12 protein-coding genes are annotated in these 13,694 nt (G+C 56.2%); 11 read left to right on the top strand and 1 reads right to left on the bottom strand.

Annotation, left to right across the window (positions count from 1 at the left end; translation table 11 throughout):
• Positions 1-21 precede the first annotated feature (21 nt).
• From KTE_RS21485 to KTE_RS21470, 4 genes are all read left to right on the top strand, one after another.
• A complete protein-coding gene (locus KTE_RS21485; RefSeq protein WP_201384474.1) occupies positions 22-1,533 on the top strand; it encodes an AMP-binding protein in 1,512 nt (503 codons plus the stop codon).
• Positions 1,508-2,791: an acyltransferase gene (locus tag KTE_RS21480; RefSeq protein WP_201384473.1), complete on the top strand. Its 1,284-nt coding sequence runs from the start codon at positions 1,508-1,510 to the stop codon at positions 2,789-2,791. The genes KTE_RS21485 and KTE_RS21480 overlap by 26 nt, the downstream gene beginning before the upstream one ends.
• Before the next feature lie 24 nt (positions 2,792-2,815).
• A complete protein-coding gene (locus tag KTE_RS21475; RefSeq protein WP_201384472.1) occupies positions 2,816-3,811 on the top strand; it encodes a PHB depolymerase family esterase in 996 nt (331 codons plus the stop codon).
• A 169-nt stretch (positions 3,812-3,980) separates the two neighbouring features.
• The gene (locus KTE_RS21470) at positions 3,981-5,012 is read left to right on the top strand and encodes an endonuclease/exonuclease/phosphatase family protein (RefSeq protein ID WP_201384471.1); all 1,032 of its coding nucleotides are present in this window, start codon (positions 3,981-3,983) and stop codon (positions 5,010-5,012) included.
• A 187-nt stretch (positions 5,013-5,199) separates the two neighbouring features.
• On the opposite strand, the gene KTE_RS21465 is transcribed toward KTE_RS21470, so the two are convergent.
• Positions 5,200-5,586: a hypothetical protein gene (locus KTE_RS21465; protein WP_201384470.1), complete on the bottom strand. Its 387-nt coding sequence runs from the start codon at positions 5,584-5,586 to the stop codon at positions 5,200-5,202.
• A 364-nt stretch (positions 5,587-5,950) separates the two neighbouring features.
• Here KTE_RS21465 and KTE_RS21460 point away from each other — a divergent pair, with 364 nt between their 5' ends.
• The 7 genes from KTE_RS21460 to kdpC all read left to right on the top strand — a co-directional run bounded on the left by KTE_RS21460 (position 5,951) and on the right by kdpC (position 13,675).
• Complete coding sequence (locus tag KTE_RS21460; RefSeq protein ID WP_201384469.1) at positions 5,951-7,624, top strand: ATP-binding protein; 1,674 nt, start codon at positions 5,951-5,953, stop codon at positions 7,622-7,624.
• On the top strand, positions 7,617-8,324 hold the full coding sequence (locus tag KTE_RS21455) for a response regulator transcription factor (protein WP_201384468.1): 708 nt from the start codon (positions 7,617-7,619) through the stop codon (positions 8,322-8,324). The genes KTE_RS21460 and KTE_RS21455 overlap by 8 nt, the downstream gene beginning before the upstream one ends.
• A 139-nt stretch (positions 8,325-8,463) precedes the next feature.
• Positions 8,464-8,889, top strand: a complete 426-nt coding sequence (locus KTE_RS21450) for a response regulator transcription factor (RefSeq protein ID WP_201384466.1) — start codon at positions 8,464-8,466, stop codon at positions 8,887-8,889.
• 143 nt (positions 8,890-9,032) lie between these two features.
• A complete protein-coding gene (locus KTE_RS21445) occupies positions 9,033-9,128 on the top strand; it encodes a potassium-transporting ATPase subunit F (protein WP_201368902.1) in 96 nt (31 codons plus the stop codon).
• 24 nt (positions 9,129-9,152) lie between these two features.
• On the top strand, positions 9,153-10,886 hold the full coding sequence (gene kdpA / locus KTE_RS21440; protein WP_201384464.1) for a potassium-transporting ATPase subunit KdpA: 1,734 nt from the start codon (positions 9,153-9,155) through the stop codon (positions 10,884-10,886).
• A 37-nt stretch (positions 10,887-10,923) separates the two neighbouring features.
• Positions 10,924-13,059, top strand: a complete 2,136-nt coding sequence (kdpB, locus tag KTE_RS21435) for a potassium-transporting ATPase subunit KdpB (protein ID WP_374226820.1) — start codon at positions 10,924-10,926, stop codon at positions 13,057-13,059.
• A 19-nt stretch (positions 13,060-13,078) separates the two neighbouring features.
• A complete protein-coding gene (gene kdpC / locus KTE_RS21430; RefSeq protein WP_201368903.1) occupies positions 13,079-13,675 on the top strand; it encodes a potassium-transporting ATPase subunit KdpC in 597 nt (198 codons plus the stop codon).
• The last annotated feature ends 19 nt before the right edge of the window (positions 13,676-13,694 follow it).

Genomic DNA, 13,694 nt, shown 5'->3' with positions numbered 1-13,694 from the left:
CGCGAGGGATGAGGAACATTTATGAGCACCTTCTATACCCGTTTACACTACTGGACACAGCACAGGCCTGAACACATCTTTCTCACTGAGATTGAGACAGGGCAAAGTTTCACCTATCAGCAGTCCACACAGGCCGTGCAATGCCTATGCCAGCACCTGGGCAGTTCGCCCCAGACCATCTTCTTACAATTTCAGAATAGCATCCTCAACGCGCTTGTCTGGCTAAGCGCCTTCGCGGGCGGTCATGTCCTGCTGCCCCTGGCCCCCGATCTCTCCGAGCGCGATATTGCGCGTGCGACAGAGATGTTTCATCCTGATATCGTGTTCGTGGAGCAAGCAAGCCATAGAGCGCAATTTGAGGCCAGTGGCACCCGCGTCGTAACGCGAGAGGAGTGTGAAGCCTGGCTCACACAGCCTCTCGCCAGGCCCAACCGGCTCCCGACACCTCCGCAGGAGGGGCGCATATGCATCATGACATCGGGAACCACGGGAGAACCCAAAGGGGTTGTACTGACTGAGCAGCAGGTCGCCTGGACGGCGGACCAGGTACGTCTAGTGCACCGCCTAGGGCCACAGGATCGTGGCCTGACACCGCTCCCATTTTTCCACATCAATGCTCCTGTAGTTAGCCTGTGCGCCTCCCTGCTAGCGGGGGCCAGCCTGGTCATCGCCAGGCGCTTCAGTCGGCGCCAGTTCTGGACCTGGCTCGAACAGCAGGATATTACCTGGGCTAGCCTGGTCCCGGCCATGATCGCTATTCTCCTGGAGGGTGATTCTCCACCGCTGCTGCCCTCGACGCTACGCTTTGTACGTACCGGTTCGGCCCCTCTACCGGCGGCCCACCTCGCACGTTTCGAGGAGTACATCGGTGTGCCAGTCATCGAGACCTATGGCCTCTCCGAGGCGGCAAGCACGATCGTGGCCAATCCCCTGCCACCAGAATTCCACAAACCCGGCTCGGCAGGGCGCCCTGCAGGCGTCTCGCTACGCATCTGTAAACCCACAACGCAAGAGAGGCGTCTACACGATGTCGCGCCAGGGGAGGTTGGTGAAGTCTGCATCCAGGGACCCAACGTCATTCAGGCTTACTATGGGGATACCGGACAGGAGGCCTTTGTGGCGAACTGGTTCCGCACTGGCGATCTCGGCTACCTGGATAGAGATGGCTATCTCTTTCTGGTTGGCCGTTTGAGGGCGGTCATTAATCGCGGTGGCGAAAACATCGCGCCACGCGAGATTGAGGAGGTATTGCAGGCCCATCCAGCGGTTCGCGAGAGCGTAGCCGTAGGGCGTCCACACCCCATCTATGGTGAAGAGGTCGTGGCCTACCTGGCGCTGAATGAACCCCAAACCAGGCAGCTAGAAGAAGATCTCTGGACCCATGTCAGGCGCCACCTCAGACCACCCAAGACTCCGGTTGACCTGATCATTCTCGACGCCTTGCCCAAAAATCGAATGGGGAAGGTTGACCGTCAACAACTCAAGCTACGAGAGGAGACCATGACCTGTGGGGCAAACGTTAACGCCTGCTAGACAGGAACAAAGGGAAGCAACAAATCAGGCAGGCGTAGCGCAACAACACACGACGCGTAAACCTCACATCTATGAGCTAGATCCGTTGCGGGCCATTACCGCACTCATCGTCGTTGCTGTACACGTTGTCTCCTTCACCACGTTTCTCAATACAAGCGCGATGGGAGTACAGCTACAAAATGCCGTGCTCTCTTCCCTGCATTTCACACGGGCGCTGTTCATGTTCGTGACGGCATTCGCAATGACCTATGTCTACTACGACCGCTTCGCTCAGGGACAAGGCTTCTCGTTTATCCGCTTCTGGAAGAAACGCGGCATAGGTGTGCTGCTGCCATACTGCCTCTGGAGCATCGTTTATGTCTGGGTCAACAAGCACCCCCAATCCTTGCTCCAACTACTGCAAGAAAGCCCGAGCGCGATCCTGACCGGGAGCGCCTCATATCAGCTGTATTACATCCTGCTCACGATCCAGTTTTACCTGTTGCTCCCGCTTTTCCTCTGGTTTCTAAAGCAGGTCAGGGCCTATCCCTGGCAGGTTCTGGGCATCAGTTTCCTTGTGCAGGTCCTTGTCTTCTCCCTGGACTTCGGGTATATTCAGATGGGAACTCTTAACCAGGTTGAACCCTGGCATACGCTCTGGCTCTATCAAGAGCACATAGCCCTGATGTACCAGTTCTACTTTGTGCTCGGCGGCATCACCGCGTTGCACTTCCAGTCTATTCGCGCCTTCTTGTTACGCCACGGGCGGTGGATTGTCTGTGGTATGCTACTGGCGCTGGGTATGCTCTGGCTAGGGTTCTATGCACAGCTTCAGTTCTTGCATGAAGAAATGGGGCTGGCTATCTCGGTACTACAACCCATCATGGTACCCTATAGCGCGGCCATCATCATAGGTGCCTTCTGGTTGGCATCCCGCTGGGCTAATCCAGCTCGGCGCCGTCCAGGTGAGCGCCCACGCTGGTATACACTCTGGCATATGCTCTCAGATGCCTCCTTTGGCGTCTACCTGATTCACGCGCTGATTCTGGCGGCGGCCATGAGCTGGCTCGTACCCGCTATGCCAGCCACCTGGCCCGTCGTGCTTCGCGTCTTTTTGACCTGGGCCTTTACCGCCGGAAGCTCGGCCCTGATCAGTATTGCCTTTACCCAGACGCCAGTATTTAGCCGCCTGGTTGGAAGATCCCAACCATTGCCGTCCTGGTTGGCAAACGTCCCCAGGAGAGCCTGGGAGCGCCTATCAATCGCAAAAGATCGTTAACCCAGCGAAATCGAGAAAAAAACCGTGCGCTTCTTTCGTTTTACGGGCAGCTCGCTCAAATATGGATCATATGGACTCATCGCTATCTTACTTTGTATACTGACAGGCTGTGGTACGGCGGAAAAAGCGCAGGCGGTCAGCACCACAGCCCAGGTCGCTGTCCTCTCTGGGTATGGCTGCGGCGCGCCCTTCACACCTCCACCTGCAACCAGCGTCAATGAGACCCTGCTCTCGGGAGGACGCTCCCGCCAATATCGTTTACATATTCCCCATACCTATCGCAGCACGCTCAAATATCCATTGGTTTTGAGTTTTCATGGACATAGCGGCAATGCTCTCATGCAAGAGCGCATCAGCGGCCTCTCTACGCTAGCGGAGCAAAAAAACTTTGTCGTGGCCTATCCCCAGGGTAGCATTGGCCCCGACCATCTGCGCGGATGGGACACAGGGCCGCGTAACTATCCCCATGTCGATGACGTGCGCTTTGTAAACGACTTGATTGGACACCTGGAGCAAACACTCTGTATCGATCCCCATCGTATCTATGCCACGGGCTTTTCTAATGGAGGCTCGCTCACCAATATCCTCGCATGCAAGCTCGCTAACCGCATCGCGGCCGTGGCGATTGTTTCGGGAGGCATGCATCCCGTCGCGGGCGGCTGTACCCCACAACGCCCAATCTCTCTACTAGAGTTCCATGGCACGGGAGATCACATCGTCCCTTATAACGGCAACAGCGCCAATGATCAAGAGCCTCCCATCCACACCTGGCTCTCCCAATGGGTCGAGAGAGATGGCTGCCAGCCCACACCCACGCCAATTTTTCAGCAGGGCGACGTCCTGGGCGAGCAATGGATGTCATGCCGCGCCCGCACGGTAGTCATGCACTACCGCATCACTGACGGTCAGCATACCTGGCCCAAAGGCAGCTTTGTCGACGAACAGGGGCAGAGATATGCCAGCGCGACAGATCTGATCTGGCACTTTCTCCAGGCCCACCCGCTTACACTGCCGACATAAAGCAAGCCAAGCAGACAGGCATACTGATGGCCTGGGTTCCCTCCTGGCCTGTGGGTCCAGAGTGAAAGGCATTGTTGAGCGCGTTAAACAAGAATAACTTCTACCAGGCAGAAGTGGTTGTGCTACAATAAAAAGACCTTTAATGTCGTAAAGCGAGGATAAGAAAACAGTGGCAGACAACTGGTTTGTACGTCTCTGGCAGAAACAACGCTTCAAGGTGCTGACAATAGGAGCATCTCTCTATGTATTGCTCGTCTTGATCTTTCTGATAAGTCATGCCATTGCTCCTCAGCGCGTGGGTCTGCTCGCGCTGGCAGGAATCTTTGCGCCCTATCTCTTTGCGCCCCTCGCGCTCCTCGTTCCCTTCTTGTTTCTACGTTTTACCGCGCTGCTACGCATTGCCTTTGCCATTGGTGTCATCCTCTTCGGTCTCTGCTTCTCGCCACGCCTGGGTGCTGGCAACGCTCAAAGCATCGAAGGAGGACGAACTATTACCGCCATGACCTGGAACTTCCTAGGCGACAACACACGGGGCGGCTATGTGCGCCAACTGATCAACACGCACCATCCCGACCTTATCGCCCTGCAAGAGGCGGACTGGAACGGAATCGATGAGGCTCAGGATATCTTACGGCAGTATCCTTATCACCTCTATGGCTCGGGAGAGGCACCGCCTGGCGAGGTCCTGCTCAGTACCCTTCCCATTCTGGATCATGGGCAGGTCACGGCCCCGGATGGCTCACGCGCAGTCTGGGATATTCCTCGTATTCTCTGGGCGCGCCTGGATTTAGGGCATGGACAAACGCTGCTCGTGGTCAACGCACACCCCATCTCATCCATCAACACGGTATATGGCTGTCTCTTCTGTCCCCAGCGGCGCGATAGCCAGGTCAAGGCACTCCACCAGTTCTTGCAACCCTTCATTCAGCATGGCGAGCGGTTGCTCCTGCTGGGTGATATGAATACGACTGATCGCGAACCCGCCTATCAAGATCTCTCTGCCGGGCTGCAGGATACGCACCTGCTCGTTGGCAAAGGCAGTGGTCACTCATGGGGCATTCGCAGACTCAACCAGTACTGGGCCTTCTTGCGTATCGACTACATGTTTGTCACACCCAAGGTCAAACCTCTCAGCCTCGATACCGATTGCACCTCGCGCGGTAGCGACCACTGCGTCCTAATCGGCAAATTCTCCACTTGATTCACTCCCCCCCTGACAAAAGTCATCTTACTTCTTCGCGCCTGCGGCGCTCAGGGATAAGGTGCATGTGGAAAAATTGAGCAACGCCCAATTTTTCCACACACCTTACTCAGATGACTCGATTCTGCATATGTGAGATACTCTTCCTGTACAATGCCAGCCTTGCGAAGGATATTCAGGCAAGCATCTATTGATGGTTATAAAACTCAACGCTCCAACGCCATTCCTGGTGATCGGGGGCGTTCCACCAGGCGCGTAAAATTCCAATTTCGCCTCCTGGCAAGATCACTGGTAGGCCATAGGCTGTCTCGGTCGGCCAGATCTCCTCGCGCACGACCTGCCCTTCCTGAAGTTGAAGCCTGGTGATCGGTGTCCTTGCGGCGTGACGCTCCAGATTTCTTCCCCGCGCCAGCAGGTCCCCCTGGTCACTCCAGACATCAACTGAGAGGGAGAATGGCGCCGCATGTACCAGCATAAACTCGGTCTTATCACAGCGCCCACGCGCAAAGGGCAGCCCTTGCGCTCCAGCACCAGGCATCCAGAGATCCCATATCTGTCTTTCATCGTGTGGCATAGCACGTCCTCCAATGCTTGAGCAAGCGAAGAGAGCAAGTGTGCTTATCACCTGCTCTCTAAACACGCATCTCGCTTCCGTAGGGTAACCGCAAAAGGCCCGAGATTGCTTGGCCTCCGAGCGCAGCGACCTTCCCATCGTCTGAGTATCGGTCTGCAGACCTCGCAGTCCATGCATACATGGCAAAATCTTGAACAATTCTTGAGATAAAGAGTTCCTTTTCCACAGAAATCATTGAGCGTTCCTGGCCTATACTTTCTCTAACATGGATATTTGGGTATGCTCTGCCCTCGGCGACCAGTTCATGTTAAACAACTTACGCCTCGCTGACAGCACTTAGCACTCCCTGAAAGGTTAACCTGGCATGTATGGCATAGATCAAATAACACCCCTGGTTGAGGAGCAACAGCGTACCTGGACCGCGTATCTCCTCGATACTCTTTTTGCCGTTGCGGGCGTAATGCTAATTACTACTCTCATTGCCTTATTTCATCTTTATCCACGCATTCCCAATATCTCCAGTATCTACCTGCTTGCAGTCCTGTCCCTGGCAACCTGGCGTGGACGCTATACGGCAACGCTGGCCTCGCTTCTGGCTTTTCTCTCCTTTAATTTCTTTGTCATTCCACCAGTCTATACCTTTACGGTTTATCGTACGGAAGAATGGATAGCACTCTTTGTCTTGCTCATTAGCGGTTTACTTACTGGACATCTCACCACCACGTTGCGCCAGCAGAGCCTGCGGATCGCGCGCAAAGAGTATGAAACGCGTATCCTCTACAATCTTGTGCGTCTAATTAACCAGGAGGGGCACCCCGAGCTACAACTTAAGGTGATCGCACGCGCCATTGTTGATGTCTTCACCTCCTGGGGCGTTCAGGACTGCGAGATTATCCAACCAGATGCTCAGGGGACATTGCAGGTGCAGGTATGCGCAAGCCAGGACCAACCCTCACCCTTATTGCCAGGCGAGTTGACGCACGCAACCTGGGTCATCAAGCACGGGCAAAGCCTGGAAACCATCGAACACGCCAGCACACACCATCAGCGCGCCTATGAACACGCTATCTACCACACGTGCTACTGGCTGCCGCTCATCATTGGAGCTAAAGCAATCGGCGTCCTGCGCCTGCACATACACAAAAAGGGAGGACAGGCAGAACACTTTGATTTCTCTCAGGAGGCACGTATAGATACCCACAAATATCCTCATAATGCGTTCTTCTGGGCATTCCTGGACCAGGCGGCCTTACTTATAGAGCGCTCGCGCCTGCAAAAAGAGAATCTGCACCTTGAGGTGCTACAACAGACCGATACTCTGCGCGCGGCCCTCCTCTCCTCCGTCTCACATGACTTGCGCACGCCCCTCACTGTCATCAAAGCCTCTGCCAGCACCCTCTTAGAGCAGGATATTCACTGGGAAGAGGCGGCCCAGCACAGTATCGCCAGCTCCATCGAGCGCGAAGCCGACCGCTTGAACCGCCTGGTTGGGAATCTGCTTGATATGTCGCGCATCGAGGAGGGCGCGCTCAAGCCCGAGAAAGAGTGGTACCAGGTGCGCGCCCTGATTCAGGATGTCCTTGATCGGCTCTCCTCACTCTTCGAAGGGCGTAGCGTTCAGCTCCATGGGCCGCGCGAACTGCCCCCAGTGGAGCTGGATTACCTACACCTCGATCAGGTTCTCACCAATCTCCTTGAGAACGCTGTTCGCTACACTCCTCCTGGCACCCCTATCGACGTGACCGTCCTGCCACAGGAGCATGAGATGTTCATCAGCGTCGCGGATCGCGGCCCCGGCATTCCACAGGCTGAACAGAAACAGATCTTTGATAAATTTTATCGAGTGCTACACCACAAACAGCCCGGAACCAGTGATACCTCAACGCCCGGCTCAGGCCTGGGCCTGGCTGTCTGCAAAGGCCTGATTGAGGCGCACGAGGGGCGCATCTGGGTAGAATCACGCCCGCAGGGGGCGCTCAATTCTTTATCGCGCTTCCCCTGCGACCATTTGAACACTAAAGGAGTCAAGTATGCATAAGCAAGGGGCCTATATATTAATCATCGATGATGAAATAGAGATTATCCGCGCCCTCTCGCGCGGGCTGACCGCGCACGGCTATCGTGTTCTGACCGCACGCAATGGCGAAGAGGCTCTCAAAACAGTGTTTCAGCAGCGACCAGACCTGATTTTGCTCGATCTGATGCTACCAACCATCAGCGGGCTAGAGGTCTGCCGTCGCATACGCGAGGAGTCAAATGTCCCCATTATCGTGCTCTCCGTCAAAGACCAGGAGCGCGATAAGGTCCAGGCACTCGACCTGGGAGCCGATGACTATATCGCTAAACCGTTCGGGATGGGTGAAGTTATTGCACGCATCCAAGTCGCCTTGCGCCACCTGGCCCGCATCCAGGCCGGTACTGCACCCAGGCTCGAGATTGGCCTGCTCAAGGTTGATTTTGCCCAGCGCCGGGTCTGGGTGGGGGAAACAGAGATAAAGCTCACGCCAACCGAGTACGATCTGCTGAAGGTCTTCCTTACCCATCGCGGCAAGCTTCTCACACGCGACATGCTTCAGGAGCAGATCTGGGGGGCACAGGGCAAGGGTAAGCTCCATAGCCTTCATGTTCATGTCGCACAGCTACGACAAAAGATTGAGCCAGACCCAGATCACCCCCGCTTTATCCTCACTACGCCCGGCGTTGGCTATCGCTTCGACGACGAACAGGGAGCAAGCTAGCCTTAAACCAGATATGTGCCGTTTCGATGAGAATTTTTTTAGAATACACGACTGGACCCGGAACGCACATTGATATGTTCTTGCCTATACTTACAACGAAAGGGGAGGGAGAGGAGGAGAAGCAAAAGGAGTCCGTTCCATGCAAAACGCTCAAACACATATTCTGCTGGTTGAAGACGATGCCGTCTTAAGCGAGGTTATTGGTCGCAATCTTCAGGCGCGCCACTATCGCGTCGATATGGCCCATGATGGGCTTACAGCACTTGAGTTTCTCCGTGATAACACCTTCGACCTTATCTTTCTCGATATCGATCTACCCGGTCACACTGGATGGGAGGTTTTGCGGATTGCGTCACGAGAAGGCTTTCTGCCAGCCTGCATCACTGAGGGGCTGCGCCAGGTCATGCCTGTTGTCGTGCTCTCCGCCGTACGCGTTAGTCTAGAACGCCTCACGGAGTTCCAACTTCTCGCCTACTTGCCCAAACCCTTTCCCATGGAGACCTTGTTACGCTTCGCGTCACAAGCCGCGATCCGCAGCCCCTCTCCACCGCGTAAGATCATTTAGGCTCAACCCCAGGGGAGCGAGCGCTTCGCCAGAAGGGAGGATTTCTATGCTCGATCTCATCATTGTTGTCGTGACCATTGCAAGTTTCTTGCTGCTCATAGGCTTTACTATCGCCTGTGACAAGTTGTAAGGAGGCATGAACTATGAATACCCCTCTTGAATATATCCTCGTGGGGATTGTCTCATTGGCTATCGTTGTCTATCTCGTGGTGGCATTGCTCGCACCAGAGAAATTTTAGTCGCAAGATGTTGAGGGAACACAGATGCCTGTAACATCAAATAGTGTTTTGCAGGTCCTGGTCTATGTGGTAATACTCATCCTCATTACCAAGCCTATGGGCCTATATATGACCAAGATATTTGCCGGCGAACGAACCTGGCTCTCGCCGGTATTTGTCCCGGTAGAGCGTTTTTTCTATAAAATCTATGGCACCAGGGAGGATGAGGAGCAGACCTGGATCGGCTATACCGTCTCCATGATTGTGTTTACTATCGTCGTCATCCTGCTCCTGTATATCCAGCAACGCGTTCAGCAGTGGTTGCCGCTCAATCCGCAGGGCATGGGCCCCGTGGAACCTGCGCTGGCCTTCAATACAGCGGTCTCATTCTCCAGTAACACCAACTGGCAGGCCTACGCTGGCGAGACGACGATGAGCTACCTGACTCAGATGATGGGTCTGGCCTTCCACAACTTTACCTCGGCCGCGGTCGGTATCTCCCTGGCAGTCGCGTTTATTCGCGGTCTGTCTCGCAGAAGCGCGCGACACCTGGGGAACTTCTGGGTCGATGTCACCCGCTGCACCCTGTACCTGCTGCTGCCAATCTGCACCATTGGCGCGCTGGTCCTGGTTTCCCAGGGCGTGGTGCAGAACTTCAACGCCTATACAACCGTACATACACTCAACGGTGCCATTCAAACCATCGCGCAGGGTCCCGTGGCCTCGCAGGAGTTTATCAAAGAGTTCGGAACGAACGGTGGCGGCTTCTTTAACGCCAACTCGGCCCATCCCTTTGAAAACCCCAATGCTGCCACCGAACTGATGGAGACGCTTGCCATCTTCGCCATCGGCGCGGGCCTGACCTACCAGTTTGGCAAAATGGTCAAAAATACCCGCCAGGGCTGGGCGCTCTTCGCGGCCATGCTCGTGCTCTTCCTGGCTGGTGTTGCTGTGGCCCTGCCCGCCGAGCAGGCTGGCAATCCCGCCTGGAATAACCTGGGCGTCGATCAGAGTGTCTCCGCGACTCAGGCGGGCGGCAATATGGAGGGCAAAGAGGTACGCTTCGGCATCACGCAGTCCTCGCTCTTCGCGGTCATCACGACTGACGCCTCCTGTGGTGCCATCAATGCCTGGCATGATAGCTTTACCCCGCTGGGCGGTATGATCCCCCTGGCCAATATTGCTCTGGGTGAAATCATCTTTGGTGGTGTCGGCTCCGGCCTCTATGGTATGCTGATCTTCGCTATTCTCGCGGTCTTTATCGCGGGCCTGATGGTGGGTCGCACCCCCGAATTCCTGGGCAAGAAGATCGAGCAGAAGGAGATGAAGATGGCCTCGCTCGCCATCCTGATCCTACCCGCTGGTATCCTGCTCTTCTCGGCGGTCGCGAGTGTTCTTCCGGTTGGCACAAACTCGATTCTCAATCCTGGTCCACACGGACTCTCGGAGATTCTCTACGCCTATACATCGGCGCACGGCAACAATGGTTCAGCATTTGGTGGCCTTACCGTCAATACGCCCTTCTATAACTGGACTCTTGCTTTCTCCATGATTATTGGCCGTTTCGCTTTCGTCATCCCGGTCATGGCCCTGGCTGGCTCCCTGGTACAGAAGAGGGTCGTACCCGCAGGTGCAGGTACCTTCCCCACGACGGGACCGCTCTTTGTGTCCCTGCTCATTGGGGTTATCCTGATCGTTGGCGCCCTGACCTACTTCCCCGCCTACTCGCTGGGACCGATTGTGGAGCATCTGCTGATGCTGTCGGGAAAGGCATTCTAAGAACATGAGCATTCAGACAAATCAAGATCCATCAGATATGCAAGAGCAGAGCGCGCTAGAGACAAAACCTGTCAAATCGCGCCGCAAGGGGGACCGCTCGATCTTTGATCCCGCGATCATCCGCCGCGCCACGCTCGATTCATTCAAAAAACTCGATCCACGCTGGCAGCTCAAAAATCCGGTCATGTTCGTGGTTGAGGTCGGCAGCGTCATTACGACCCTTGAGTTTGTACGCCTGCTCCTCTTTACCACGCCAACCAGCTCGTTTACAAGCGATCAGCTCACGGCGGAGACCTGGTTTGTCTTCGCGGTGGCGATCTGGCTCTGGTTTACCGTCCTCTTCGCCAACTTCGCTGAAGCCATGGCCGAGGGTCGCGGCAAGGCCCAGGCGGATACGCTTCGCCGTACGCGCAAGACCACTATCGCCAAACGTCTCAAATCGAGTGAGCGCAACTCGACCTATGAAGAGGTCCAGGCCCCCGACCTGCGCAAGGGTGACTATGTACTGGTCGAGGCCGGCGATGTCATCCCTGGTGATGGCGATGTGATCGAGGGCGTGGCCTCTATCGATGAGTCTGCCATCACCGGTGAGTCCGCCCCCGTGGTTCGCGAGAGTGGTGGCGACCGCAGCGCCGTGACCGGCGGCACGCGCGTCCTCTCGGACTGGATCGTCATGCAGATCAGCGCCAACCCCGGTGAGACCTTCCTGGATCGCATGATCGCCCTGGTTGAGGGCGCCAAACGCCAGAAGACGCCGAACGAGATCGCGCTGAACATTCTGCTAGCTAGCCTGACGATTATCTTCGTCCTGGTCTGTGTCTCGCTCGAACCCTTCGCCATCTATTCTGGGGTGGCGGTCTCCGTAACGACCCTGATCGCCCTGCTGGTCTGTCTCATTCCTACCACCATCGGTGGCCTGCTCTCGGCCATCGGTATCGCGGGTATGGACCGCATGGTGCAGCGCAATGTGCTGGCAATGAGCGGTCGCGCCGTTGAAGCGGCTGGCGACGTCGATGTGCTCCTGCTGGATAAAACTGGCACCATCACGCTGGGCAACCGTATGGCGAGCCGCTTTGTTCCCGTCGCTGGTGTCGATGAGCGCGACCTGGCGCATGCGGCCCTCCTCTCCAGCCTTTCTGACGAGACACCGGAAGGTCGCTCGATTGTCAAGCTGGCGCAGGAGCGGTATGGCCTCTCCCCAGAGAATGTTCAAGGCGCAACCTTCATCCCCTTCACCGCGCAGACGCGCATGAGCGGCGTGGATCTGAATGGAAACATGTTCGCCATCCGTAAGGGCGCGGGCGACGCCGTCAAAGCCTATGTTGAAGAGAACGGTGGCGTGAGCAGCGCCGAGCTGGACGAGCTAGTCTCCTCCATCGCGAAGGCTGGTAGCACGCCCCTGGTGGTCGCCGAGACTCGCGGTGGCCGGGCACGCATCCTTGGCGTCATTGAGCTCAAGGACATCGTCAAGAGCGGCATGCGCGAGCGCTTCGACCAACTGCGTTCTATGGGTATCCGCACCATCATGATCACTGGTGACAACCCCCTCACCGCGGCGGCAATCGCCAAAGAAGCGGGCGTCGATGACTTCCTGGCCCAGGCCACGCCTGAGACCAAGATGAAGCTCATCCGCGAGCAGCAGGTCGGTGGTCGTATGGTTGCCATGACTGGTGACGGCACCAATGACGCGCCCGCCCTGGCCCAGGCCGATGTCGGCGTGGCGATGAATACAGGCACGCAGGCCGCGAAAGAGGCCGCGAACATGGTCGACCTGGATTCCAATCCCACCAAGCTGATCGAAGTCGTAGAGGTTGGCAAGCAATTGCTGATCACTCGTGGTGCGCTGACGACTTTCAGCATCGCCAACGACGTGGCCAAGTACTTCGCGATCATTCCCGCCGCCTTCGCCGTGACCTATCCACAATTGAATGCACTCAATATCATGGGGCTAGCCACTCCGCATAGCGCAGTACTCTCGGCAGTCATCTTTAACGCGATCATCATTATCGCGCTCGTTCCCCTGGCTCTGCGTGGTGTGAAGTTCCGCCCGATTGGTGCCGGTCCTCTTCTGCGCCGTAACCTGCTGATCTACGGTGTTGGTGGCATCATCATCCCGTTCATCGGCATCAAATTGATCGACCTGATCCTGGTCGCCTTGCACCTGACGCTTTAGGAGGAGAAAAGGTTACGCTATGAAAACCGTTATTAAAGTGCTCCGGCCCGCCATCGCTATCACGATTGTGCTCACAATCGTGACGGGTCTGATCTACCCTGGTATCGTGACAGGCCTGGCCCAGTTGCTCTTTCCCTACCAGGCCAATGGCAGCATGCACTATGTGAATGGACAGCTTGTAGGCTCCGACCTGATCGGCCAGGAGTGGACACTGCCAAAGTACTTCCACGGTCGCCCCTCGGCAACGCTGTCAGATGATGGCAGTAAGGCCCAACCCTATAACGCCGCGAACTCGGCTGGCTCTAACCTGGGACCAACCAATAAGAACTTGCAAGATGCTATCCAGCAGCGCACACAGGAGCTGCAGAAGGAGAATCCAGGCGTGCCAGTTCCCGTTGACCTGGTCACGACCTCGGCCTCGGGCCTGGACCCTGATATTACGCCCGCTGGAGCCTACTTCCAGGTCCCACGCATCGCGCGCGAGCGCGGCCTGAGCGAGGACGTCGTCAAGAAGCTTGTTGATGATAATATTCAGGGGCGCTTCCTCCTGATCTTCGGCGAGCCCCATGTCAATGTCCTGCAACTCAATCTCGACCTGGACAAGCTAAATTCCTAATTACGTAGGTGGGCGCCTG

The organism is Ktedonobacter sp. SOSP1-85 (assembly GCF_016587415.1).
In the GTDB taxonomy this organism is placed as follows: domain Bacteria; phylum Chloroflexota; class Ktedonobacteria; order Ktedonobacterales; family Ktedonobacteraceae; genus Ktedonobacter.
The sequence above is the reverse complement of the archived record's forward strand: the minus strand, read 5'-3'. Positions and strand labels throughout refer to the sequence as shown.